Annotated in this window: 21 protein-coding genes; 15 read left to right on the top strand and 6 right to left on the bottom strand. The window is 73.2% G+C overall.

Features of this window, described 5'->3' with window-relative positions; genetic code table 11:
• Positions 1–183: 183 nt before the first annotated feature.
• The gene (gene gabT, locus ACFRAC_RS22115; protein ID WP_382926196.1) at positions 184–1,518 is read right to left on the bottom strand and encodes a 4-aminobutyrate--2-oxoglutarate transaminase; all 1,335 of its coding nucleotides are present in this window, start codon (positions 1,516–1,518) and stop codon (positions 184–186) included.
• Between the two features lie 264 nt (positions 1,519–1,782).
• On the opposite strand from gabT, the gene ACFRAC_RS22110 reads away from it, so the two are divergent.
• The 10 genes from ACFRAC_RS22110 to ACFRAC_RS22065 all read left to right on the top strand — a co-directional run bounded on the left by ACFRAC_RS22110 (position 1,783) and on the right by ACFRAC_RS22065 (position 17,190).
• Complete coding sequence (locus ACFRAC_RS22110) at positions 1,783–4,170, top strand: ATP/GTP-binding protein (protein WP_382926194.1); 2,388 nt, start codon at positions 1,783–1,785, stop codon at positions 4,168–4,170.
• Between the two features lie 144 nt (positions 4,171–4,314).
• Positions 4,315–5,988: a PucR family transcriptional regulator gene (locus ACFRAC_RS22105; protein ID WP_382926191.1), complete on the top strand. Its 1,674-nt coding sequence runs from the start codon at positions 4,315–4,317 to the stop codon at positions 5,986–5,988.
• A gap of 149 nt (positions 5,989–6,137) precedes the next feature.
• Complete coding sequence (locus ACFRAC_RS22100; protein WP_382926188.1) at positions 6,138–7,583, top strand: aldehyde dehydrogenase family protein; 1,446 nt, start codon at positions 6,138–6,140, stop codon at positions 7,581–7,583.
• Positions 7,584–7,865: 282 nt separating this feature from the next.
• Entirely contained in the window at positions 7,866–9,800 is a 1,935-nt protein-coding gene (locus tag ACFRAC_RS22095; RefSeq protein WP_382926185.1) for an acyl-CoA dehydrogenase family protein, read from the top strand.
• Positions 9,801–9,906: 106 nt separating this feature from the next.
• Positions 9,907–11,166, top strand: a complete 1,260-nt coding sequence (gene dxr, locus ACFRAC_RS22090; RefSeq protein ID WP_382926182.1) for a 1-deoxy-D-xylulose-5-phosphate reductoisomerase — start codon at positions 9,907–9,909, stop codon at positions 11,164–11,166.
• A gap of 8 nt (positions 11,167–11,174) precedes the next feature.
• Positions 11,175–12,467, top strand: coding sequence for a M50 family metallopeptidase (locus ACFRAC_RS22085; RefSeq protein ID WP_382926311.1), 1,293 nt, complete (start codon positions 11,175–11,177; stop codon positions 12,465–12,467).
• Positions 12,468–12,636: 169 nt separating this feature from the next.
• Positions 12,637–13,794, top strand: a complete 1,158-nt coding sequence (gene ispG / locus ACFRAC_RS22080; RefSeq protein ID WP_382926179.1) for a flavodoxin-dependent (E)-4-hydroxy-3-methylbut-2-enyl-diphosphate synthase — start codon at positions 12,637–12,639, stop codon at positions 13,792–13,794.
• Positions 13,795–13,918: 124 nt separating this feature from the next.
• The gene (locus ACFRAC_RS22075) at positions 13,919–14,767 is read left to right on the top strand and encodes a GNAT family N-acetyltransferase (protein WP_382926176.1); all 849 of its coding nucleotides are present in this window, start codon (positions 13,919–13,921) and stop codon (positions 14,765–14,767) included.
• Between the two features lie 83 nt (positions 14,768–14,850).
• Positions 14,851–15,414: a GNAT family N-acetyltransferase gene (locus ACFRAC_RS22070; RefSeq protein WP_382926173.1), complete on the top strand. Its 564-nt coding sequence runs from the start codon at positions 14,851–14,853 to the stop codon at positions 15,412–15,414.
• Positions 15,415–15,486: 72 nt separating this feature from the next.
• Positions 15,487–17,190, top strand: a complete 1,704-nt coding sequence (locus ACFRAC_RS22065; protein WP_382926170.1) for a proline--tRNA ligase — start codon at positions 15,487–15,489, stop codon at positions 17,188–17,190.
• A 75-nt stretch (positions 17,191–17,265) separates the two neighbouring features.
• Here ACFRAC_RS22065 and ACFRAC_RS22060 read toward each other — a convergent pair whose 3' ends face one another.
• Together ACFRAC_RS22060 and ACFRAC_RS22055 are read right to left on the bottom strand one after the other, a co-directional pair.
• On the bottom strand, positions 17,266–17,511 hold the full coding sequence (locus tag ACFRAC_RS22060; RefSeq protein WP_382926167.1) for a hypothetical protein: 246 nt from the start codon (positions 17,509–17,511) through the stop codon (positions 17,266–17,268).
• Between the two features lie 187 nt (positions 17,512–17,698).
• Positions 17,699–18,124 (bottom strand): helix-turn-helix domain-containing protein, encoded by a 426-nt coding sequence (locus ACFRAC_RS22055; protein WP_382926164.1) that lies wholly within the window; start codon positions 18,122–18,124, stop codon positions 17,699–17,701.
• A gap of 275 nt (positions 18,125–18,399) precedes the next feature.
• Here ACFRAC_RS22055 and ACFRAC_RS22050 point away from each other — a divergent pair, with 275 nt between their 5' ends.
• The 4 genes from ACFRAC_RS22050 to ACFRAC_RS22035 all read left to right on the top strand — a co-directional run bounded on the left by ACFRAC_RS22050 (position 18,400) and on the right by ACFRAC_RS22035 (position 21,064).
• Entirely contained in the window at positions 18,400–18,990 is a 591-nt protein-coding gene (locus ACFRAC_RS22050) for an RNA polymerase sigma factor (protein WP_382926161.1), read from the top strand.
• On the top strand, positions 18,987–19,706 hold the full coding sequence (locus ACFRAC_RS22045; protein ID WP_382926158.1) for a BN159_2729 family protein: 720 nt from the start codon (positions 18,987–18,989) through the stop codon (positions 19,704–19,706). The genes ACFRAC_RS22050 and ACFRAC_RS22045 overlap by 4 nt, the downstream gene beginning before the upstream one ends.
• Positions 19,703–20,449 (top strand): WhiB family transcriptional regulator, encoded by a 747-nt coding sequence (locus ACFRAC_RS22040; protein ID WP_382926155.1) that lies wholly within the window; start codon positions 19,703–19,705, stop codon positions 20,447–20,449. The genes ACFRAC_RS22045 and ACFRAC_RS22040 overlap by 4 nt, the downstream gene beginning before the upstream one ends.
• Before the next feature lie 102 nt (positions 20,450–20,551).
• Positions 20,552–21,064, top strand: coding sequence for a hypothetical protein (locus tag ACFRAC_RS22035; protein WP_382926151.1), 513 nt, complete (start codon positions 20,552–20,554; stop codon positions 21,062–21,064).
• 100 nt (positions 21,065–21,164) lie between these two features.
• Here the strand turns inward: ACFRAC_RS22035 and ACFRAC_RS22030 are convergent, their stop codons facing one another.
• From ACFRAC_RS22030 to ACFRAC_RS22020, 3 genes are read right to left on the bottom strand one after another with little or no spacing between them, the layout of a single operon-like run.
• On the bottom strand, positions 21,165–22,064 hold the full coding sequence (locus ACFRAC_RS22030; RefSeq protein WP_382926148.1) for an aminoglycoside phosphotransferase family protein: 900 nt from the start codon (positions 22,062–22,064) through the stop codon (positions 21,165–21,167).
• A 48-nt stretch (positions 22,065–22,112) separates the two neighbouring features.
• Positions 22,113–22,577 (bottom strand): ferritin-like domain-containing protein, encoded by a 465-nt coding sequence (locus ACFRAC_RS22025; protein ID WP_382926145.1) that lies wholly within the window; start codon positions 22,575–22,577, stop codon positions 22,113–22,115.
• The gene (locus ACFRAC_RS22020) at positions 22,574–23,113 is read right to left on the bottom strand and encodes a hypothetical protein (RefSeq protein WP_382926143.1); all 540 of its coding nucleotides are present in this window, start codon (positions 23,111–23,113) and stop codon (positions 22,574–22,576) included. The genes ACFRAC_RS22025 and ACFRAC_RS22020 overlap by 4 nt, the downstream gene beginning before the upstream one ends.
• A gap of 219 nt (positions 23,114–23,332) precedes the next feature.
• Between ACFRAC_RS22020 and rimP the strand changes: the two genes are divergently transcribed.
• Positions 23,333–23,830 carry a ribosome maturation factor RimP gene (gene rimP / locus ACFRAC_RS22015; RefSeq protein WP_382926140.1) on the top strand — a complete coding sequence of 166 codons (498 nt, stop codon included), beginning with the start codon at positions 23,333–23,335 and terminating at the stop codon, positions 23,828–23,830.

Raw genomic sequence — 23,830 nt, 5'->3', positions numbered from 1 at the left:
ACCTACGGCAGGGAGATGGCGTTAGACAGTCGGAAACGCGTCCTGCCATCCACCTCGCACACCTTCTTCACACGCTCTGACGCAGGCCGCCCCAGCTCCGGAACCGCGGACGGCTGCAGGGCTGGGGCGGATGAGGCGCGAGGGGCCGGTGGACCGGCCCCCACCAGTGGTTTCGCCGTGACCTCAGATACGGGCGAACGCCTGCTCGATGATGTCGAGGCCCTCGGTCAGCAGGTCCTCGCCGATGACCAGCGGCGGCAGGAAGCGGAGCACGTTGCCGTAGGTGCCACAGGTCAGGACCAGCAGGCCCTCGGCGTGGCAGGCCTTGGCCAGCGCGGCGGTCGCCTCCGGGTTCGGCTCCTTGGTGGCGCGGTCCTTGACCAGCTCGATGGCGATCATGGCGCCGCGGCCCCGGACGTCGCCGATGATGTCGAACTTCTCGGCCATGGCGGTCAGGCGCGCCTTCATGACGGCCTCGATGTCCTTCGCCCTGGCGTTGAGGTCGAGCTCCTTCATCGTCTCGATGGCGCCGAGCGCACCGGCGCAGGCCACCGGGTTGCCGCCGTAGGTGCCGCCCAGGCCGCCCGCGTGCGCGGCGTCCATGATCTCGGCGCGGCCGGTCACGGCGGCGAGCGGCAGACCGCCCGCGATGCCCTTGGCGGTGGTGATGAGGTCCGGGACGATGCCCTCGTCCTCGCACGCGAACCACTGGCCGGTGCGGCAGAAGCCCGACTGGATCTCGTCGGCGACGAACACGATGCCGTTGTCGTTGGCGAACTTCACGATCGCCGGCAGGAAGCCCTTGGCCGGCTCGATGAAGCCGCCCTCGCCGAGGACCGGCTCGATGATGATCGCGGCGACGTTGTCGGCCCCGACCTGCTTGGTGATCATGTCGATCGCCTGCTGCGCGGCCTCGGGGCCGGCGTTCTCGGCGCCGGTCGGCCAGCGGTAGCCGTAGGCCACCGGCACCCGGTAGACCTCGGGCGCGAACGGGCCGAAGCCGTGCTTGTACGGCATGTTCTTCGCCGTCAGCGCCATCGTCAGGTTGGTCCGGCCGTGGTAGCCGTGGTCGAAGACGACGACGGCCTGGCGCTTGGTGTACGCGCGGGCGATCTTGACGGCGTTCTCGACGGCCTCGGCGCCCGAGTTGAACAGCGCGGACTTCTTGGCGTGGTCACCCGGCGTCAGCTCCGCCAGCGCCTCGGCGACGGCGACGTAGCCCTCGTACGGCGTGACCATGAAACAGGTGTGGGTGAAGTCGGCGAGCTGCGCGGACGCCCTGCGCACGACCGCCTCGGCGGAGGCGCCGACGGAGGTCACGGCGATGCCGGAACCGAAGTCGATGAGGCGGTTGCCGTCGACGTCCTCGATGATGCCCCCGCCCGCGCGCGCGGCGAACACGGGCAGGACGGAGCCCACACCCTGCGCGACCGCGGCGGTACGGCGGGCCTGCAGCTCCTGCGACTTCGGGCCGGGGATGGCGGTGACGACGCGGCGCTCCTGGGGAAGTGCGCTCATGACGGGCTCCTGGGGGTTCTACAGACGCTTTGTCTTCTCTTTTCTCGCAGGCTAGGACGCGGAGCGGGGGGTGGGCATGCTCCATGTGGGCGTTGTCCAGGCATCCGGTTGTCCGTGGTGGACATGGCGGGCGCGGCCCGCCCGGCGGCGACCGGAACACCCGGGTCCGCCGCGTCGGCCGCGTAAGCGGTGGACTGGCGGGCGCCGGGCACTAGATTGACTCGCTGACGGTTGCACGGAACGGCTGGTCAGGGGGCAAGGGCGATGGACGGCGACGGAACGCAGGAAGCACGGGGCACACACGCGACCCCGGTGCCGCGATCACGCTCCGCCCTGCCTCCGATGCCGTCGGCCCCGCCCGGCCAGGCCCCCGGCGCCTCGGTGGCCGGCTGGCTGGACGAACCGCGGCCCGAGACCGGCCCCGGCATCTGGCGCTTCGGGTACCGGCCGCCGAAGGCGGCGAAGGCCGAACGGGTCAGCCCCACGACCGTCGTCGGCATGCTGATCCCGCTGGCCGCCGCGCTGCTGGTGTGGTCGTTCTGGCGGCGCGGGGCGCTGCCGTACGAGTTCATCCTGCTGCGGCTGTTCACGCCGGAGGACTGGTGGTGGGGCGGCACCATGGCCCGGCCCAAGCACCTGGAGGGGCAGGCGCTGCAGTACCCGGGCGTGGAGGCCCTGGACGTCTACAACGGCCTCTTCTTCGCCCTGCTCCTCTACACGGTCGTCCGGCTCGGCAGCTGGCCCGCCGTCGTCCGGCACCTCCTGGACGGCAGGCCCCAGCCGGCCCGTGCCCTGTGGGCGGCGTTCGGCGCCCTGGCCGCCCTCACCCTCGTCTACCCGGACACCTTCCCCGGGGCCGGCTGGGACCCGCTGCCCGTCGTGAGTCCGCTGTTCTCCCTGATCGTGCTGCTCAGCGACTCGTACGACGTCTACTCGGCCCCCTGGGAGACCGTCCTCCACCTGCTCGTCGCCGCCCTCGTGGTGTGGCCCTTCGCCCGGCTGGGCGGCTGGTGGTCCCTCGTCCGCGACCGGCTCGCGGCGCGCGGCCGTGCGCCGCAGGGGGAGGACCCCGGGTCCGCCCCCGTGGAACCCCGGTCCCGCTTCCCCGAGCTGCGCGAGGCCGGGCAGCACCAGGCCGCCGACGTCCTCGCCGCCGAGGTCCTGGCCGGGCGCATGAACGACGTGGACTGCGCGCGCGTCGAGCACCACTGGGCGTGCGCCCGGGGCCAGGGCCGCCCGGCGGACTTCACGGACACGGTCCTGCGGCAGGGCGCTGCCGCGTTCACGCACCCCTCCGGCGCCCGGGACCTGCCCGCCCGCACCGCACGGCACGACCTGCTCGGCGGGCAGGTGCGCATCGGCCGGTGGGCCGCCACCGAGCGCACCCCGGCCGCGTACGGCGGGGCCGGCGCGGCCCTCGAACCGGCGACGCTGGGCACCTCGCTGCTGGTCGTCGGGCCGTCCGGGTCCGGGAAGACCCGGCAGGTGATCGCCCCGCTGGCCGAGTCCCTCGCGCTGCAGGCGCTCACCGGGACCTGCGCGGTCGTCGTGGTGTGCGGCGCGGGCGCCGCGGTGGGCCCGGACACCTCGTACGACGTCGTGGTGCGTATCGGCGACTCCGCATCCACCCACGACCTCGATCCGTACGCGGGCACCGAAGACCCCGACGAGGCCGCCGGGTTCCTCGCCGAGGCACTCGCCGGCGATCTCGACGCCGTCGGCACCGAGCGCGCCACCACCGCGCTCGCCCAGCTGCTCGGCCCCTACCGGGCCGCCCACGGACGCTTCCCCACCCTCCCCGTCCTGCGGGACCTGCTGGAGGGCGACGAGCGGGCCCTCACCGATCTGCGCGCCCGGCTGGCCGGCGATGCGCACACGGCGATGCGCCGCGACCTGGAGGCCCGGGTCCGGCTGACCGGCACCACCGGCGACCCCGGCCCGGTCCTCGCCGGCCGGCTCGCCCTGCTCGACCGGCCCGCCTTCGCGGACTTCCTCGGCGCCGGGGGCGAGGAACACCGCCCCTTCTCGCTGCGGTCGGTCGCCCACCACCCGCTGCGGGTCCGGATCGACCTGCCCGAACGCACCCACGGGGAGGTCTCCCGGCTGCTCGCCCGGCTGGTCCTCGCCCAGTTCACCGAGGTCGTCCAGGCGGGGCCCGGCGAGCACTTCGCCGCGCTCGTCCTCGACGACGCCACGGGCACCGTCACCCCCGAGTCCGTCCGGCGCATCCAGCGGCTGCGTCCGCGCAACGCCGGTGTCGTGCTGGCGCTGCGCACGGTCTCCGACGTGCCGGAGGCCCTGCACGGGCCGCTGTACGGGGCCGTGGGCTGCCGGATGGCGCTGTCCGGCGTGACCACCTGGGACGGCAGCCGCTTCGCCGAGGCATGGGGCACCGAGTGGGTGGAGACGCGGGACGTCGCCCAGCACACCGTGTTCGCCGACCAGCCCATGACCCGCGCCCTGCACCGCCTGCGCAAGCTGGTCACCGGCAAGGCGGTCACCACCGAGGCGGTGACCGTGCGGCAGGTCGAGCGGGAGCGCTGGTCGGCCTCCGAGCTGGCGCACGGGGTGCCGCCGGGGCACGCGGTGCTGTCGGTGACCAGCGTCCGGGGCGAGCACGCCCCGCCGCTGCTGGTGGATCTGCGGGGGTGACCCGTGCGATCCGGGCACGGGGCCGCGCGATGACCGTACGGTGAGGCAGAATCGGTACAGGCCGTTCATACATGGCGGCCAATTGATCACAGGGATCACCGAAGATCCGACGATCGCACCCGATCACACCGACGTGAAGGCCCCATGCCCCCGACGCTCTCCTCGCTCGTCCACCACTCCGCGCTCAAGCTGACCGTGCGGGCGGGCGCGGACCGCCTGGACGTGCCCGTGCGCTGGGCCCACGTCAGCGAGCTCGCCGACCCCGTCCCCTATATGGAGGGCGGGGAGCTGCTGCTGATCACCGCCCTCCAGCTGGACGCCGAGGACCCGGAAGCGATGCGGCGCTACGTCCGGCGGCTGGCCGGGGCCGGCGTGGTCGGCCTCGGCTTCGCGGTCGGCGTCAACTACGAGGAGACCCCCAAGGCGCTGATCGACGCCGCGGAGGAGGCGGACCTGCCGCTGCTGGAGGTGCCGCGCCGCACCCCCTTCCTCGCCATCAGCAAGGCCGTCTCGGCGGCCATCGCGGCCGAGCAGTACCGGGCGGTGACGGCGGGCTTCGCCGCCCAGCGGGAACTGACCCGGCAGGCGCTGAACGCCGGCCCCGAGGGACTGCTGGCCGCGCTGGCCTCCCAGGTCAACGGCTGGGCCGCGCTCTACGACGCGTCGGGCGCCGTCGTCGCCACCGCCCCCGAGTGGGCCGGGCGGCGGGCGGCACGGCTCACCCCGGACGTGGAGCGGCTGCGCGAGCGCCCGGCGCCGGCGTCCTCCGTGGTCGGCGGACCCGGGAACGAGGACCGGGTCGAGCTGCACACCCTCGGCACCGGGCGCCGCCCGCGCGCGGCGCTCGCCGTGGGCACCGCGGCCGCGCTGGGCACGGCCGAGCGGTACGCCGTCCACTCGGCGATCGCCCTGCTGACCCTGACCACCGAGCGGTCCCGCTCGCTCCAGGCCGCCGAGCAGCGGGTCGGCGCCGCCGTCCTGCGCATGCTCCTCGCCGGGCAGCCCGACCACGCCCGTGCCGTGGCCGGGAGCCTGTACGGCGATCTGCTGGACGCGCCGTTCCGGGTGATCGTCGCGGAGGCGGCGTCCGTCTCGGCGGCCAGGGTCGTGGACCCGGGCACCCGGGTGGCGCTGACCAAGGCGTCCGCCGCGGCCCTCGTCGTCGCCGCCGATGCCGGAGGCGACCCGCTCGGCGCGCTCACCGAGGTCGTCGAGTCGGCGGCGGCCCGGGCCGGCGAGGCGGTGCTGGTGGTGCCCGAGACGGAGACGGGGAGGCTGGTGGTGCTCGCCTCCGACGGAGGCGCGGCGGTCGGAGCGTGCGCGGAGTACGCGGCGGGACTGGAGGCGGCGCGGGCCGGGGCCGTACCGGACCAGCCGGCCGGCGACCAGGGCGAACTGGTCGTCGGGCTCTCGGCGCCCGCCGGGCCGATCGCCGCGGCCGCCGCGTACAAGCAGGCCGAGCAGGCGCTGTCGGTGGCCCGGCGGCGCGGACGGGTGTGCGTGGAGCACGAACAGCTGGCCTCCGGGTCGGTGCTGCCGCTGCTCGCGGACGACGCGGTGAAGGCGTTCGCCGACGGCCTGCTGCGGGCCCTGCACGAGCACGACGCGACCGGCCGGGGCGACCTGGTGGCCTCGCTGCGGGCGTGGCTGTCGCGGCACGGCCAGTGGGACGCGGCCGCCGCCGACCTGGGCGTGCACCGGCACACCCTGCGCTACCGGATGCGGCGGGTCGAGGAGATCCTCGGGCGCTCGCTGGACGACGCGGACGTGCGTATGGAGCTGTGGCTCGCGCTGAAGGCGACCTCCACCGAGGAGTAGGACCGAGCGGGCCCGGCCGGGCTGCGCCAATCCGTCGAAGCCCGGCATGCCACCAGTACACCCCGGCCAAACACCGGGATGCCCCGGCGCCCCTACCGTGGGTCTCGACAGACCAGGACACCCCCAACGCGGAAGGGCCGGGAATCCACATGACTTCCACCCACGCCTTCTGGCTCGCCGGCCGCCAGGTCAGCGGCGAGGACAGCTTCGACGTCACCTCGCCGTGGGACGGCCGTGTCGTCGGCACGGTGAGCGTGCCCACGGACGCGCAGACCGAGGAGGCCGTGGCCGCCGCGTACGCCGTCCGCGACGAGTTCGCCGCCACCCCGGCCCATGTGCGCGCCGCCGCGCTCGACCACGTCAGCAAGCGGCTCGTCGAGCGCACCGAGGAGATCGCCCGGCTCATCTCCGCCGAGAACGGCAAGCCGATCAAGTGGGCCCGCGGCGAGGTCGGACGTGCCGTGTCCGTGTTCCGCTTCGCGGCCGAGGAGGCCCGCCGGTTCAACGGCGGCGAGGCCCAGCGGCTCGACACCGACGCCGGCGGCCAGGGCCGGCTCGCCCTCACCCGGCGCTTCCCGAAGGGCGTCGTCCTCGGTATCGCGCCCTTCAACTTCCCGCTGAACCTGTGCGCCCACAAGGTCGCCCCGGCCATCGCCGCCGGCGCCCCGATCATCCTCAAGCCGGCCCCGGCCACCCCGCTGTCCGGCCTGATCCTCGGTGACCTGCTCGCCGAGACCGACCTCCCGGCGGGCTCCTGGAGCATCCTGCCGGTCCCGAACGAGAAGATGCCGGCCCTGGTGCAGGACGAGCGCCTGCCGGTCATCTCCTTCACCGGGTCCGAGAAGGTCGGCTACGCGATCATGGACTCGGTGCCGCGCAAGCACTGCACCCTGGAGCTCGGCGGCAACGGCGCGGCGGTCGTGCTCGCCGACTTTGCCTCCGACGAGGACCTGGACTGGGCCGCGACCCGTATCGCGACCTTCTCCAACTACCAGGGCGGCCAGTCCTGCATCTCCGTACAGCGGGTCATCGCGGACGCCTCCGTGTACGACCGGCTGCTGCCCCGGATCGTCGCCGCCGTCGAGGCCCAGGTCACCGGTGACCCGAACGAGGACGCCACCGACGTCGGCCCGCTGGTCAGCGAGGACGCCGCCAAGCGCGTCGAGACGTGGGTGGACGAGGCCGTCGCCGCCGGAGCCTCCCTCCTCACCGGCGGCAAGCGCGACGGCGCCTCCTACGCGCCGACCGTCCTCACCGACGTGCCCTCCGACGTCACCCTCGCCTGCGAGGAGGTCTTCGGGCCCGTCCTCACCGTGCAGAAGGCCGACGGGGAGGCCGCCGCCCTCGCCGCCGCGAACGACTCCAAGTACGGCCTCCAGACGGGCGTGTTCACCCACGACCTGCAGGCCGCCTTCCGCGCCCACCGGGCGCTGGAGGTCGGCGGTGTGGTCATCGGCGACGTCCCCTCCTACCGCGCCGACCAGATGCCGTACGGCGGCGCCAAGCAGTCCGGGGTCGGCCGCGAGGGCGTGCGGTTCGCGATGGACGACTACACCTACGAGCGGGTCCTGATCCTCACGGGCCTCGCTCTCTGACACCACCCTCGGTCCGACGGCCGGAGCCCGCTGTGCGGGGGCTCCGGCCGTCGGCGTCGGACCGGCCGCGCCCGGGTCGGCGGGTCACCCGTCCGGCGCAGGCCGCCCGCCTTGACCGCACACACGGGCCCACCGGCCCGAACGCCCCGCACCGGCCCCTCGCGGAGGGTGAACGGCCGCGCGCGGGGTGGTGGCCGCGTCCGTTATCGGGTACATACGATCGGGTAGCACCCGTCGGTAACCACATGGCCCATGATCCCGATTCGCGGCGAGGTGAGCCTCATGTCCGCAGCACCCCCCAAACCCACCGTCACCGAACGTGAGGCACGGCAGGTGGCCGAGGCCGCCCGCCAGCAGGAGTGGCGCAAACCCAGCTTCGCCAAGGAGCTGTTCCTCGGCCGGTTCCGCGTCGACCTCATCCACCCCCACCCGATGCCCACCGGCGAGGCGACCCAGCGCGGCGAGGAGTTCCTCGCCAAACTGCGCGACTTCGTCGAGACCAAGGTCGACGGCGCCCTCATCGAACGCGAGGCCCGCATCCCGGACGACATCGTCGACGGGCTCAAGGAGCTCGGCGCCTTCGGCATGAAGATCGACACCAAGTACGGCGGTCTCGGTCTCGGTCAGGTCTACTACAACAAGGCCCTCGCCCTGGTCGGCTCGGCCTCCCCGGCGATCGGTGTGCTGCTGTCGGCCCACCAGTCGATCGGCGTACCGCAGCCGCTGAAGCTGTTCGGCAGCACCGAGCAGAAGGAACGCTTCCTTCCGCGCTGCGCCCGCACCGACATCAGCGCCTTCCTGCTGACCGAGCCCGACGTCGGCTCCGACCCGGCCCGCTTGGCCACCACCGCCGTGCCCGACGGGGACGACTACGTCCTCGACGGCGTGAAGCTGTGGACCACCAACGGCGTCGTCGCCGACCTGCTCGTCGTCATGGCCCGGGTCCCGAAGTCCGAGGGCCACAAGGGCGGCATCACCGCCTTCGTCGTCGAGACCAACTCGCCCGGCATCACCGTCGAGAACCGCAACGCCTTCATGGGCCTGCGCGGCATCGAGAACGGCGTCACCCGCTTCCACCAGGTCCGCGTCCCCGCCGCCCACCGCATCGGCCCCGAGGGCGCCGGCCTGAAGATCGCGCTGACCACGCTGAACACCGGCCGGCTCTCGCTGCCCGCGTCCTGCGTGGCCGCCGGCAAGTGGTGCCTGAAGATCGCCCGCGAGTGGTCGGCGGCCCGCGAGCAGTGGGGCAAGCCCATCGCCCACCACGAGGCCGTCGGCTCGAAGATCTCCTTCATCGCGGCCACCACCTTCGCGCTGGAGGCCGTCACCGACCTCGCCGCCCAGATGGCCGACGAGGACCGCAACGACATCCGGATCGAAGGCGCCCTCGCCAAGCTGTTCGCCTCCGAGATGGGCTGGCTCATCGCCGACGAACTCGTCCAGATCCGCGGTGGCCGCGGCTTCGAGACGGCCGACTCGCTCCGGGCGCGCGGCGAGCGCGGCGTCCCCGCCGAACAGGTCCTGCGCGACCTGCGCATCAACCGCATCTTCGAGGGCTCGACGGAGATCATGCACCTCCTCATCGCCCGCGAGGCCGTCGACGCCCACCTCTCCGTCGCCGGGGACCTCATCGACCCCGAAAAGTCCCTCCCGGACAAGGCGAAGGCGGGCGCGAACGCCGGTGTCTTCTACGCCAAGTGGCTGCCGAAGCTGATCGCCGGTCAGGGGCAACTGCCTTACACCTTCAGCGAGTTCAAGCAGGGTGTCGACCTCTCCGGGCATCTGCGGTACGTCGAGCGCACCGCCCGCAAGCTCGCCCGCTCCACCTTCTACGGCATGTCCCGCTGGCAGGGCCGCATGGAGAGCAAGCAGGGCTTCCTCGGCCGGATCGTCGACATCGGCGCCGAGCTGTTCGCCATGAGCGCCGCCTGCGTGCGTGCCGAGCACCTGCGGGCCCGCGGCGAGCACGGCCGCGAGGCCTACCAGCTCGCCGACGCGTTCTGCCGGCAGTCCCGGCTGCGCGTCGAGGAACTGTTCGGCCGCCTGTGGTCCAACACCGACGACCTGGACCGCAAGGTCGTCAAGGGCGTGATGTCCGGCACGTACGCGTGGCTGGAGGAGGGCATCGTCGACCCGTCCGACGACGGCGGCGTCTGGATCGCCGAAGCCACCCCGGGCGCGAGCACGCGTGCGAACGTCCACCGCCCGATCCGCTGACCGCCCCGTGAGGGGTCACCGCCCGCGGCGGCCCCTCACCATCCTGTTACCCACCCGATGGGGACACCCGGTCCTGCCCGCCGACCGCTGCGGCCACAATGGGGGGATGAGCGACAGTCCAGCCTCCCCCCTCGCCGACCCGCACCTCGTCTACGACCCCGTGGCGGGCGGCGGTCCCAAGGACGTGGTGATCCTCGGCTCCACCGGCTCGATCGGCACCCAGGCCATCGACCTCGTGCTGCGCAACCCCGGCCGGTTCCGGGTCACCGCGCTGTCCGCGAACGGCGGCCGGGTCGCGCTCCTCGCCGAGCAGGCGCACCGGCTCCAGGTCCGGACCGTCGCCGTCGCCCGCGAGGACGTCGTCCCGGCCCTGCGCGACGCTCTGCGCGACCGTTACGGCGCGGGGGAGCCGCTGCCCGAGATCCTCGCGGGACCGGACGCGGCCACCCAGGTCGCCGCCTCCGACTGCCACACCGTCCTCAACGGCATCACCGGCTCCATCGGCCTGGCCCCCACGCTCGCCGCGCTGGAGGCCGGCCGCACCCTCGCGCTCGCCAACAAGGAGTCGCTCATCGTCGGCGGCCCCCTGGTCAAGGCGCTCGCCAAGCCCGGGCAGATCATCCCGGTCGACTCCGAGCACGCCGCCCTCTTCCAGGCGCTGGCGTCCGGCTCGCGCGCGGACGTGCGCAAGCTCGTCGTGACCGCGTCCGGCGGCCCCTTCCGCGGCCGGACGAAGGCCGAGCTGGCGGACGTCACCGTCGACGACGCCCTCGCGCACCCCACCTGGGCGATGGGCCCGGTCATCACGATCAACTCCGCGACCCTCGTCAACAAGGGGCTCGAGGTCATCGAGGCGCACCTGCTCTACGACATTTCCTTCGACCGCATTGAGGTGGTCGTGCATCCCCAGTCGTATGTCCACTCGATGGTCGAGTTCACCGACGGTTCCACGATCGCCCAGGCGACGCCGCCCGACATGCGCGGCCCCATCGCCATCGGGCTGGGCTGGCCCGAGCGCGTCCCGGACGCCGCGCCCACCTTCGACTGGAGCAAGGCGTCGACGTGGGAGTTCTTCCCGCTCGACAACGAGGCGTTCCCCTCGGTGAACCTGGCGCGGCACGTGGGCGCACTCGCGGGCACGGCCCCGGCGGTGTTCAATGCCGCCAACGAGGAGTGCGTCGAGGCCTTCCGGGCCGGCGCACTGCCGTTCAACGGCATCATGGAGACCGTCACGCGGGTGGTGGAAGAGCACGGCACCCCGCGCTCGGGAACTTCGCTGACCGTCGCGGACGTCCTCGAAGCGGAGACCTGGGCCCGCGCACGCGCCCGGGAACTGGCGGCACACACGGCGGAGGCCCGTGCATGACGACCCTGATGTTCATCCTCGGCATAGTGCTGTTCGCGGTCGGGTTGCTGTTCTCGATCGCCTGGCACGAGCTGGGGCACCTGTCCACGGCCAAGCTGTTCGGCATCCGCGTGCCGCAGTACATGGTCGGCTTCGGCCCCACGATCTGGTCGCGGAACAAGGGCGAGACCGAGTACGGCGTCAAGGCGATCCCGTTCGGTGGCTACATCCGGATGATCGGCATGTTCCCGCCCGGCCCGGACGGCCGGCTGGAGGCCCGCTCCACCTCGCCGTGGCGCGGCATGATCGAGGACGCGCGCTCGGCGGCCTTCGAGGAGCTGAAGCCGGGCGACGAGAGCCGCCTGTTCTACACGCGCAAGCCGTGGAAGCGGGTCATCGTGATGTTCGCGGGCCCCTTCATGAACCTGGTCCTCGCGGTCGTCCTGTTCCTCACCGTGCTGATGGGCTTCGGCATCCAGCAGCAGACCACCACGGTCAGCTCGGTCTCCCCGTGCGTCATCGCGCAGACCGAGAACCGCGACACGTGCAAGGCGTCCGACCCCAGGTCTCCGGCCGCGGCCGCGGGCATGAAGGCCGGCGACAAGATCGTCGCCTTCGGCGGCGTACGCACCGAGGACTGGAACACCCTCTCCGACCTCATCCGTGACAGCGCCGGCAAGCAGGTGCCGATCGTCGTCGACCGGGACGGCCGGGAGGTCACCCTCGAAGCGAAGATCGCCACCAACCGGGTCGTCAAGAAGGACGCGAGCGGGGCCTACGTCGAGGGCGAGTACATCAAGGCCGGCTTCCTCGGCTTCAGCGCGGCCAACGGCGTCGTCAAGCAGGACCTCGGCGAGTCGGTGACCTGGATGTCGGACCGGGTCGGCGACGCCGTCGACTCTCTGGTGGCCCTGCCCTCCAAGGTCCCCGCCCTGTGGGACGCGGCCTTCGGCGACGGCCCCCGTGAGCCGGACTCCCCGATGGGCATCGTCGGCGCCGCCAGGGTCAGCGGGGAGATCGCCACGCTCGACATCCCGGCGTCCCAGCAGCTGGCCACGTTCGTCTTCCTGCTGGCCGGGTTCAACCTCTCCCTGTTCCTGTTCAACATGCTCCCGCTGCTGCCGCTCGACGGCGGTCACATCGCGGGCGCGCTGTGGGAGTCGCTGCGCCGGAACCTGGCGCGGGTGCTGCGCCGGCCGGACCCCGGCCCGTTCGACGTGGCCAAGCTCATGCCGGTGGCGTACGTGGTTGCCGGGGTCTTCGTCTGCTTCACCCTGCTGGTGCTCGTCGCGGACGTCGTCAACCCGGTCAGGATCTCCTAGCCCTACGGCGTTCCAGGCGGCCCGGGACCCCGCGTCCCGGGCCGTATTCCATCGAGTGGGTTTACGGGGCGTGAGGTGAGGGGCTGAGCGTCCGTGCCGTAATCTCGGACCCTGGGGCCCGCTGCTGACGGGACCGGACCTTGATCCACGACTTGGGGTTGCACAGCAGATGACTGCGATTTCTCTCGGCATGCCGTCCGTTCCGACCAAGCTCGCCGAGCGCCGCAAGAGCCGGCAGATCCAGGTCGGGTCCGTCGCGGTCGGCGGGGACGCCCCGGTGTCGGTGCAGTCGATGACGACGACGCGCACGTCCGACATCGGTGCGACTCTGCAGCAGATCGCGGAGCTGACGGCGTCGGGCTGCCAGATCGTGCGGGTGGCGTGCCCGACGCAGGACGACGCGGACGCGCTGGCGACGATCGCCCGCAAGTCGCAGATTCCGGTGATCGCGGACATCCATTTCCAGCCGAAGTACGTGTTCGCGGCGATCGAGGCCGGCTGTGCGGCGGTGCGGGTGAACCCGGGCAACATCAAGCAGTTCGACGACAAGGTCAAGGAGATCGCGCGGGCCGCGAAGGACCACGGCACGCCGATCCGGATCGGGGTCAACGCCGGGTCGCTGGACCGGCGGTTGCTGCAGAAGTACGGCAAGGCGACGCCGGAGGCGCTGGTGGAGTCGGCGCTGTGGGAGGCGTCCCTCTTCGAGGAGCACGACTTCAGGGACATCAAGATCTCGGTGAAGCACAACGACCCGGTGATCATGATCGAGGCGTACAAGCAGCTCGCCGCCCAGTGCGACTACCCGCTGCACCTCGGCGTGACCGAGGCCGGCCCGGCGTTCCAGGGCACCATCAAGTCGGCCGTCGCCTTCGGCGCGCTCCTCTCCCAGGGCATCGGCGACACCATCCGCGTCTCCCTGTCGGCCCCGCCGGCCGAGGAGGTCAAGGTCGGCATCCAGATCCTGGAGTCCCTGAACCTCAAGCAGCGCGGCCTGGAGATCGTCTCCTGCCCGTCCTGCGGCCGCGCCCAGGTCGACGTCTACAAGCTGGCCGAGGAGGTCACCGCGGGTCTGGACGGCATGGAGGTGCCGCTGCGCGTCGCCGTCATGGGGTGTGTCGTCAACGGCCCCGGCGAGGCCCGCGAGGCCGACCTCGGCGTCGCCTCCGGCAACGGCAAGGGCCAGATCTTCGTCAAGGGCGAGGTCATCAAGACCGTCCCCGAGTCCAAGATCGTCGAGACTCTCATCGAGGAGGCCATGAAGCTGGCCGAGCAGATGGAGGCCGACGGCGTGGCGAGCGGCGAGCCCTCCGTCGCGGTCGCGGGCTGACCCGCCCGCGCCGGCACCGCCCCCGGCCGGGCCGGGACCACCGGTCACGACCGAGGGGCGGCACGGCACAGCTTCCGCAGGTACAGTGCGGGGACCAGCAGAACCCCAGCGTGAGGCCCCGCACGTGTTGACCCAGACCACCTCACGGGTGCTCGAACCGAGTGACCTGGACGCCGCGCTCGCCGTCCTCGACCGCGAGCCGGTCACCAACGCCTTCGTGACGTCTCGCGTCCAGGTGGCGGGCCTCGACCCCTGGCGCCTCGGCGGAGAGATGTGGGGCTGGTACGACGACGGCATGCTGACGTCCCTGTGCTACGCGGGCGCCAACCTCGTCCCGATCTGCGCCACCCCGCGTGCCGTGCGCGCCTTCGCGGACCGTGCCCGCCGGGCGGGCCGCCGCTGCTCCTCCATCGTCGGGCCCGCCGAGCCCACCGCGCAGCTGTGGCGGCTGCTGGAGCCCACCTGGGGCCCGGCCCGCGAGGTCCGCGCCCACCAGCCGCTCATGGTCACCGACCAGATGCCGGCCGACATCGCCCCGGACCCGTACGTCCGCCGCATCCGCAAGGACGAGATGGAGACGATCCTCCCGGCGTGCGTGGCCATGTTCACCGAGGAGGTCGGCGTCTCGCCGCTCGCCGGCGACGGCGGCCTCCTCTACCAGGCCAGGGTCGCCGAACTCGTCGGATCCGGCCGCTCCTTCGCCCGCCTCGACCAGAACGGCAAGGTCGTCTTCAAGGCCGAGATCGGCGCCGCGACCGACCACGCCTGCCAGATCCAGGGCGTCTGGGTGGCCCCCGAGTACCGCGGCCGGGGGCTCGCGGCGCCCGGCATGGCCGCGGTCCTGCGCTACGCCCTCGCCGACGTGGCCCCGGTCGCCAGCCTGTACGTCAACGACTTCAACACCGCGGCCAGAAGGACCTACCACCGGGTCGGCTTCCAGGAGGTCGGCGCCTTCATGAGCGTCCTGTTCTGACCGACGCGCCCCCGGGCGCGGCAGGGGCGGCCCAGGGGCCGTGCCAGGACCCCGGCACGCCCATTGCTTGTAGGCTCCCCACCATGCGCCTTCCCGGTCACGCACACCGCTGCCACCCCGACGACATCGTGATCGGCCCGCTCGACCTCCCGGCCCGGGTCGACGAGGCCCTCGCCGTCCAGGCGGTGGCGTTCGGACTCGGACCCGACGAAGTCGCCGTCCGCCGCCAGATCGTCCTGCGGCACATGACCTACCCCGGCGCCCGCGCCCTCGGCGCCACCTCGGGCGACCGCCTCGCCGGCTTCGTCTACGGCATGCCCAACAGCCGCAGCCACTGGTGGTCCACCGTGGTGGAGCCGTATCTGCGCGCCCGGGGCCTCGACGACTGGCTCGACGACTCCTTCGTCATCACCGAGCTGCACGTCCACCCCGCCTACCAGAACCGCGGTGTGGGCCGCGCCCTGATCACCACCATCACGGACAGCGCCACCGAGCCGCGCTCGATCCTCTCCGCGATCGACATGGACAGCCCGGCCCGCGGCCTCTACCACTCCCTCGGCTACCAGGACCTCGCCCGCCAGGTCCTCTTCCCCAGCGCCCCGAAGCCGTACGCCGTGATGGGCGCCCCGCTGCCGCTGCGCCGTTAACCGATTTCCACCGTCCCGTCCCGCCCGGCTAACCTCCTGCCATCAACCACATCCGGCAGGAGTACGAGAACCATGGCGAAAGCACCGGTCCAGCGCATGTCCCAGTTGATGGCGAAGACGCTGCGCGACGACCCGGCGGACGCCGAGGTCCTCAGCCACAAGCTGCTGGTCCGCGCCGGTTACGTCCGTCGCACGGCGGCCGGCATCTGGTCCTGGCTGCCCCTCGGCAGGCGGGTCCTGGCCAATGTGGAGCGCGTCGTCCGCGAGGAGATGGACGCCATCGGCGCCCAGGAGGTGCTGCTGCCCGCCCTGCTGCCGCGTGAGCCCTACGACGCGACGGGCCGCTGGGACGAGTACGGCCAGGAGCTGTTCCGCCTCAAGGACCGCAAGGGCGGCGACTACCTGCTCGGCCCGACCCACGAGGAGATCTTCACCCTGCTGGTGAAGGACCAGGCGTCCTCCTACAAGGACCTGCCGGTCATCCTCTACCAGATCCAGCACAAGTACCGCGACGAGGCCCGTCCCCGGGCCGGCATCCTGCGCGGCCGCGAGTTCCTGATGAAGGACTCCTACTCCTTCGACACCGACGACGAGGGCCTCGCGAAGTCCTACGCCCTGCACCGCCAGGCATACCAGCGCGTCTTCGAGCGCCTGGGCCTGGACTACCGCATCTGCGCGGCGACCGCGGGCGCGATGGGCGGCTCGAAGTCGGAGGAGTTCCTGGCCCCCGCCGAGGCCGGCGAGGACACCTTCGCGGACTGCCCGAACTGCGACTTCGCGGCGAACACCGAGGCGATCACCTACGAGCTGAAGCCGGTCGAGGCCGCGGACGCGCCCGCGCTCGAGGAGATCCCCACCCCGGACACCCCCACGATCGAGACCCTCGCCGCCCACCTCGGCGTCCCGGCCTCGGCCACCCTGAAGAACCTGCTGGTCAAGGTCGACGGCGAGATCGTCGCCGTCGGTGTGCCCGGCGACCGCGAGGTCGACATGGGCAAGGTCGAGGCCCACTTCGCCCCGGCCGTCGTCGAGATGGTCACCGAGGCGGACTTCGCCGAGCACCCCGACCTGGTGCGCGGCTACGTCGGCCCGCAGAGCCTGGGCGAGAAGGTGACCTACCTCGCCGACCCGCGTGTGGCCCCCGGCACCTCCTGGATCACCGGCGCCAACAAGGAGGGCACGCACGCGAAGAACGTCGTCGCGGGCCGTGACTTCGAGGTCGACACCTACGTCGACGTCGTGGTCGTGCAGGAGGGCGACCCCTGCCCCAAGTGCGGCACCGGCCTGAAGCTCGACCGCGCCATCGAGATCGGGCACATCTTCCAGCTCGGCCGCAAGTACGCGGACGCCCTCAAGCTCGACGTCCTCGGCCAGAACGGCAAGCCGGTCCGCGTCACGATGGGCTCCTACGGCATCGGCGTCTCCCGTGCGGTCGCCGCGCTCGCCGAGCAGACCGCCGACGACAAGGGACTGTGCTGGCCCGCCGAGGTCGCCCCGGCCGACGTGCACGTGGTCGCCGCCGGCAAGGCGCTGCAGACCGAGCTGGCCCTCGACGTGTCCGAGAAGCTGTCCGCGGCCGGGCTGCGGGTGCTGTGCGACGACCGCGCCGGCGTCTCGCCGGGCGTCAAGTTCACGGACTCGGAGCTGATCGGCGTCCCGCAGATCCTGGTGGCCGGGCGCCGCGCGGCCGAGGGCGTCGTCGAGCTGAAGGACCGCAGGACCGGTGAGCGCGAGGAGCTGACGGTGGACGAGGCGATCGCCCGCCTGACCGCCTGACCGGCCCACCCCTTCGACGCCCGGCCGTCCCTCCGAAAGAGGGGCGGCCGTCGGCCGTCCCTGGTCCGGCGTGGCTCAGCCTGCCTCGGCCGCGTGGACACAGGACACCAGTTCGTGGGGGAGCTCCACGCCCATGCCGCAGAAGCAGCACAGCGGGCCGCCCCAGGAGGCGGGAGCCCCCAGGTCGATCATAAGGATGTCCGCCACTTCTCTGAGCACGTCACCCGCCGGCGCGCTGCGGGCCACCATGATGCTGACCTCGTCGGGGTCCCAGACCGCGATGCTCGCCAGACCGTCCGTCACGGCAATGCGAACGCACACAACTGCCTCCCCAGGCATGCCTACGGCACGAGCGTTCCGCTCCGGGAGGTCAGCGGCTGACTGATGGTACCGATGTGTGTGGGGTTCGTGAGGACTTTCGTCATATTCTCCCGGCGCGCGCCCGGCATCCGTTATGGCCGGGGGAGGCCGGCGACCCGCTCCGCGCGCCGCTCGCACGGCACTGACCTCACACGATGCGGCTGACCTGGAGCATCGCCTCGGCGTCCTTCAGCAGCGCGCGCTGCCGTGACTCCGGCAATTGCCGGTACAGCTTGAGGAGCCGGGCCTCGCGCTCGTCGCCGCTGGGACCCGGCACCGGCCGGCCCACCGCTTCGAAGAACTCCCGCGGTGTGGTGCGCACACCCCAGCGCCGGAACGCGTCGACCATGGCCCGCAGCTTCTCCGGGTCGATGCGCGAGGTGCCGCGCGTGCGGTTCATCCAGGCGTTGAGCGTCGGGTACGAGATGCCGGACTCCGCCGCCAGGTCCTTCTGGGTCCGGTCCGGCACCTGGGCCAGCAGGCGTTCGAGCAGGGCCGCCAGATCCTCGTCCCGGTGCTGGGCGTGCCGGGCGGCTTCGGGATCTGCCGGGTGCTCACTCCTCTGGTTCGTCACGCTCAGAGGATCGGCCATCAATATCTACAAGCGCAAGTAGATCGCAGATCAGCGAAGGCACTTCGGGAGCACGCCGGAGCGTTCCGGGGGAGCCGGTGCTCCTGTGCGCCCCGTCCGCGCCCTCAAGTCTCACGCTCCGTAAGCTTCTTGACACGATATGCATCTACATGAAGACTGTAGACGCCCTGGGAGGGGATCGCGGGTTTCCGCCGTGACCTGCGCGCGTCCGTCCAAGGAATCTACATCTACATGCGTATTGCAGAGGAGAAGCTGTCGTGTCCCAGCCGGACAACGTCACCACCGCCCCGGCCGGCCCGGAGCCCGAACTGGTCGCCCGGGCCCGCGCCGGTGACCGGGAGGCGTTCGCCGCCCTGTATTTCGAGCACTACCGCGCCGTCTACGCGTTCCTCCTGGTTCGCACCCGCAACAGACATCTCGCCGAGGACCTCACCCAGGAGGTGTTCGTCCGCGCCCTGCGCCGCATCGGCACCTTCCACTGGCAGGGCACCGCCTTCGCCGGATGGCTCACCACGATCGCCAAGAACCTCTGGCTCGACGAACTCGGGCGCGGACGCACGCGATGGGAGACCCCCGTCGCCGAGTTCGACGACCCCCGGGACACACAGCGAGGCACCGAGGCGCTCGTCCTGCGCGCACTGGACGCCGTCGAGGCCCAGGAGACCGTCCACACCGCCCTGCACCGGCTCAACCCGCACCAACGGCATTGCCTGGAGCTGCGCTTCCTGGACGAACTGAGCGCGCAGGAGACCGCGGTGGCCATGGGACGCAGCGTCGGCGCGGTCAAGACGCTCACCTACCGGGCGCTGCGGAAACTGCGCTGGACGACCGAGGCGGTGTCCGCGTGAACGGCGACCTCCCCCAGGCCGGCGGGGCGATCCGCGCGGTCCCGCGGTCCGTGGACCCCGAACCCGCCGCCGTCGGCCCCGCCGGCCGGCCGGCCGCCCCCGGCCGTTCCCTGGGCACCGTGCTGCACCGCACCGCGGACGGAGGCTGGTCCCGGCGGCCGCGCCCGCTCACCGACCTGGAGCGCAAGGCCCTCGCCTGGGACGCCTCCTGCGCCCGCGCGCGCTCCGTCGCCCGCGCGGTCGAACGCCACCTCGCCGGGCACGCGGGCCCCTCCGACGTGCGCGTGGACGGCGACCGGGTACGGGTCGTGCTGCGCGTGGACGGCGCCGAGTGCTGGCGCCGCTGGCGCGCCTACTTCCACATCACCGTCGTGGGGGAGGGGAGCCGCCCCCACACCCTGGTCGGCGAGGGCGAGCGCGACGGCGTCCGCGTCACCGTGGTGGCCCACGGCGCCGCGACCGGACGGCGGGGGCGCCGCCCCTTCCGTGTCGGCGACGCCACCTACGACCTCGCGTCACCGCTGCGCGACGCCCACGGCGACGTGTGGTACTTCCAGGGCTGCCGGCGGCCCGACGGGATGCCGCTGCTGTCCCTGGACGGGCGCCCCGAACGGTGCTCTCTGGCCAATGTGGCGGCCCATCTGGGCCCCCTGTCCCCGGTGTGCGACGCCCGCCGCGCCGGGGACCGCACGTCCCCGCCCGAGCCGGCCGGATGACCCCGGCGGTACCTGACGGCGGATCACGCATCTGGGAACTGCGCGCGGCCTGCCGGGAGTGGGACGCCGATCTGTGGTTCACCCGTCGCACGTGGCCCCTCGCGGTCGCGATCTGCGCGCTCTGCCCCGTGCTCGAACCGTGCCGGGACGCCGTACTGCGACGGGAGCGGGGACTGCCCCGATGCCGTCGGCAGGGCGTCGTCGCGGGCCTGACCGGCCCCCAGCGGCACGCGCTGGAACAAACGGGGCACTCCCCGGCGGCCCTGCCCGCGCCGCCGAGCAGGCGACCGGTCGCGCCGGACTCCCCGCCCGGACCCGTACGACCCGCGCCGGTGCGCCGCGCCGAGAGCGGGGCGCCGGCTGCGCCGCCCGTGCCGGCGCCGCCCACTCCGCCCACCCCGCCCACTCGGCCCGCGGCGGCACCGCCCGGCCCGGCCGCGCCACCCACCCCGCCCGCGCCGGAGGTGAGGACCCCGCCCGACCCCGACCCGCCTCCGGCCGGGCCCCCGCGCTCCGGCGCCGACGAGGCGGACCCGTCCCCGCCCGACCGGCGGACGGCCGAGCGGGGCGACACGCCCTCGCGCATACGCCCCGCGCCCTGTGGCACGCGCGCCGCCTACCAGCGGCATCTGCGACGCGGCGAACCCGTCGACGCGGCGTGCCGGGCCGCCAACACCTACGAGGCCGGCCGCTACCGCCGTACCGGCTCCACCCGCGCCCGCCTCCCGCGCCCGCCCGCATGACCCCGCACCACGGCCCGTTCGCCGGCCGCCCCGTCCGTGTGCCGCGCCGGAGGGTCCGGCGGTCCGGTCCGAAGCCGTTCGTCCACCGTCACGGAGTACCTCATGCCCACGTCCCCCACGTCCCCGCCGTCCGACGAGCCCGCGGCCGGCGAACCCCGGCCTCCGGGGCGCCTGCGCCGGGCGGCCACCGCACTGTGGCGGGGGCTCCGGCCGGCCGGCCCGCCCCGGCGGACGTGCGAGCGGGAGCTGGACCAGTGCCGGCAGGAGCGCGACCGCTGGCAGCGCTACGCCGACTCCTACGAGCGGGACCTGACCCGCGTACGGCTCGAACGCGCCCAGCTGCTGGCCTGGCTCGCCGCACTGCACCCGGCGAGCGCCGTCCTCACCCGGGGCGCCGACGGCATCCACCAGCTCGGCATCGAGGCGGGCGGCCGGCAGCTCTCCTGGCCCCTGCACCCGGCCGACCTGCCGCAGTTCGCGCACATCCCCTACGCCCCGCACACCGTGGGACCGTACGGCCGCGCCATCGGGGACCAGGCGGCCCACCTGCGGCGGCACACCCGGCTGCTGGCCATGGAGGGCATGCTGTTCGCGACGGCCCCCGATGACCGCTGAGCACCCCGCCCGACTCCGGCCGGCAGGCTCGGGAGGCACGTCGGCCGGACCCACCGCGCCCCCCTGCGAGAGCTCCCCGCAGGGGGGCGCGGCTCGCGGCCTACAGCCAGCTCGCGAACTCCAGGAGCAGCTCGGCATCTTGCGGCCGCCCGACCCGCAGCGCCCGTACACCCGACTCCACGGCGCGGAACAGCGTCCACCCGCGCAGCCGTTCCTGGTCGACCTCCAGGGACTCCGCGAGGCGCTTGACCCTGCGGCGCGTCGTCGAGGCCCCCGAGGCAGAGGCGACCAGATCCTCCACCCGGTCCCGCACCAGCCGCGCCAGATCGAACGCGCACTCACCGACCACCGGGTCCGGCCCCACCGCCAGCCACGGCATCCGCTCCCCGGCGAGCACCTTGCTCTGCCGGAACGTCCCGTGCAGCAACTGCCGCTCCACAGGCGCCGCCAGCAGCTCGTCCCGGGCCGCGAGCGCGGCGTCGACCAGCACCGCCACATCCGTCCGCTCCGACGCGGTCGCCCGCATCGCCTCCGCCTGCCGGCCCGTGCGCTCCTCGACCGTCTCGAAGGGGTGCCCGTCCGGGGGCGCCACCCACAGCCGGCGCAGCGTCCCCGCCGCCTCCAGCAGAGCCCTCGCCTCCGGCAGCGACCGCACCGACCGGTCCGGGCGCAGCCGCTCCAGCAGCAGCACACCCTCGGTCACGAACGGCTCGATCAGCTGGACGGCACCGGTGCCGCCCCAGTGCGCGAGCGCGGCCCGCTCGCTCTCCGGACGGGCACGGGGCGGGGCCAGCTTCAGCACCGCCGGGGTGCCGTCGGCTCGCCGGACCAGCACCACCAGGCTGCTGCGGCCGCCCGGCAGCTGCACCCGCTCCACGGTCAACTCGCGCAGCTCGACGGCGCGCCGGGTCGCCCGCGGCAGCTCCTCCAGCCAGGCGTCGCCGTCCGGCGCCGTCTCACCGAGCGCCCTGACCAGACGCTGCGGCGGTTCGAAAGCCATGCGCGAGTCGTCCCTTCCGTCCTGCCCGTCGGTGTCCTGCGGCCCGCGTCACGCGGTGGGCGCCGCCTGCGCGGACGACGTGTCCGCCCGCTCGGCGAGCCCAGGGAAGGCTACGCTCCCGCCCCGCCAGCGCACCGCCCGGACCGCCGCCTCCCGCAACGCCTCGGCGGCCGTGCCGCGCAGTTCGCCCCGGGCCGCCCGCACCAGGTCCGCGTACACGCCGGCCACCCGGCTCTCCAGTTCGGCGGCGAACAGCACCGCCGTGGCCTGGTCCGCCACCGGGAACGGCAGCGCGTACCCGGCGCTCGCGGCGACCGGATCGGCGCCCAGGTCGCGCACCGCGCGCGCCAGCGCGTCCCGCCGCGCCCGGTGGGCCTCGTACGCGGCGCGGGCGTCGGAGCGCCGCTCCTCGCCGATCCGCCCGCCGACCACGCCGTACCCGTAGACGGCCGCGTGCTCGGCGGCCAGCGCCGCCTGAAGCGCCCTCACCGTCGCCTTGTCCGCCTCGCTCACCTGGCACCCTCCGTCAGCAGGAACGCGTGCGTGGCCCCGGCCGCCGCCACCGAGGCGAGCAGCCGTGCCAGTTCACCGGGCATGTCGAGAAGGGTCTTGGCCCGCTGGTCCGCGAGCGTCCGTTCGGCGGCGGCGAGTTCGGCCAGCGCGTCCCGCTCGTCCGAGGGCACCGCCGGGACCGAGGCCGAGGCGGACGGCGACGGGGAGGTGGACGCCGGGGGCGACGCCGACGACCCGGACGCGCCCCCGCCGAACGCCTCCACATGCCGTACGGCCTCCGCCCGCAAGGGGGTCACCAGCCGCTCCAGCGCCGGATGGGCGGCGAGGACGGCGTCGTACCGCCCGATCAGGCCCTCGCTGTCCCGGGCCGCACGCGCGCGTGCCCGCTCGGCGAGCGACGGACTGCCGCCCGTACCGCCGTCCGGGTCATCGGACGCCGAGGAGCAGCCCGCGAGCAGCGCGGCTCCCGCGGCCGAGGCGAGCAGGGTTCTTCTGCGCGGTCCCGGGAGGACGCGCGGGGGCGGGGGGTACGGCACGGCGACTTCCTCGGGGAGTACGTACGAAAGCACTTGCGAAGGCGGCCGCCCGGTCAGCGGGCCGCGGGCCCGTGATCACCGTACCCGCGCGGCGCGGCGGTGCCACTCATCGGCACCGGTCACCCGCAGGTGGACGGCAACACACCCTGCGACCGGATACCCTTTGACCTGACACGCGCCCCATCCCACAACAGCACACGCGGCCGAGGAGTCACCCGGATGAGCACCACCCAGAGCGAGAGGCTGCGAGCACTCCTGGAACCCCTCGTCAGCTCCCAGGGACTGGACCTCGAAGAGATCGAAGTGGACTCGGTCGGGCGCAAGCGTGTGCTGCGCGTCGTCGTCGACTCCGACACCGGGGCCGATCTGGATCAGATCGCCGATGTGAGCCGCGTGCTCTCGGCGAAGCTGGACGAGACGGACGCGATGGGCGAGGGCGAGTACACCCTCGAGGTCGGCACCCCGGGCGCGGAACGCCTCCTCAAGGAGCACCGCCACTACGTGCGTGCCGTCGACCGCCTGGTGAGGTTCCAGCTCGCCGAGGGCGGCGAACTGGTGGCCCGCATCCTCAAGGTCGACGACGACGGTCTCGACGTCGAGGTGCCCGGGGTCAAGGGCCGCAAGGCCACCAGCCGCAGACTCGCGTTCCCGGAGATCGAGAAGGCGCGCGTGCAGGTCGAGTTCAACCGCAAGGACAAGAAGGAAGAGGAGGCGTAG

Origin of the sequence: Streptomyces sp. NPDC056628 (assembly GCF_042792555.1) — a bacterium.
In the GTDB taxonomy this organism is placed as follows: Bacteria; Actinomycetota; Actinomycetes; order Streptomycetales; family Streptomycetaceae; genus Streptomyces.
The sequence above is the reverse complement of the archived record's forward strand: the minus strand, read 5'-3'. Positions and strand labels throughout refer to the sequence as shown.

What these genes read in the sequence shown, in the direction of transcription:
- ACFRAC_RS22035 (WP_382926151.1), top strand. Translation starts at nt 20,552, where the DNA reads ATGCCCACGTCCCCCACGTCCCCGCCGTCCGACGAGCCCGCGGCCGGC.
- ACFRAC_RS22100 (WP_382926188.1), top strand. Translation starts at nt 6,138, where the DNA reads ATGACTTCCACCCACGCCTTCTGGCTCGCCGGCCGCCAGGTCAGCGGC.
- gabT (WP_382926196.1), bottom strand. Translation starts at nt 1,518, where the DNA reads ATGAGCGCACTTCCCCAGGAGCGCCGCGTCGTCACCGCCATCCCCGGC.
- ACFRAC_RS22070 (WP_382926173.1), top strand. Translation starts at nt 14,851, where the DNA reads ATGCGCCTTCCCGGTCACGCACACCGCTGCCACCCCGACGACATCGTG.
- ACFRAC_RS22110 (WP_382926194.1), top strand. Translation starts at nt 1,783, where the DNA reads ATGGACGGCGACGGAACGCAGGAAGCACGGGGCACACACGCGACCCCG.
- ACFRAC_RS22085 (WP_382926311.1), top strand. Translation starts at nt 11,175, where the DNA reads ATGTTCATCCTCGGCATAGTGCTGTTCGCGGTCGGGTTGCTGTTCTCG.
- ACFRAC_RS22095 (WP_382926185.1), top strand. Translation starts at nt 7,866, where the DNA reads ATGTCCGCAGCACCCCCCAAACCCACCGTCACCGAACGTGAGGCACGG.
- dxr (WP_382926182.1), top strand. Translation starts at nt 9,907, where the DNA reads ATGAGCGACAGTCCAGCCTCCCCCCTCGCCGACCCGCACCTCGTCTAC.
- ispG (WP_382926179.1), top strand. Translation starts at nt 12,637, where the DNA reads ATGACTGCGATTTCTCTCGGCATGCCGTCCGTTCCGACCAAGCTCGCC.
- rimP (WP_382926140.1), top strand. Translation starts at nt 23,333, where the DNA reads ATGAGCACCACCCAGAGCGAGAGGCTGCGAGCACTCCTGGAACCCCTC.
- ACFRAC_RS22040 (WP_382926155.1), top strand. Translation starts at nt 19,703, where the DNA reads ATGACCCCGGCGGTACCTGACGGCGGATCACGCATCTGGGAACTGCGC.
- ACFRAC_RS22030 (WP_382926148.1), bottom strand. Translation starts at nt 22,064, where the DNA reads ATGGCTTTCGAACCGCCGCAGCGTCTGGTCAGGGCGCTCGGTGAGACG.
- ACFRAC_RS22065 (WP_382926170.1), top strand. Translation starts at nt 15,487, where the DNA reads ATGGCGAAAGCACCGGTCCAGCGCATGTCCCAGTTGATGGCGAAGACG.
- ACFRAC_RS22105 (WP_382926191.1), top strand. Translation starts at nt 4,315, where the DNA reads ATGCCCCCGACGCTCTCCTCGCTCGTCCACCACTCCGCGCTCAAGCTG.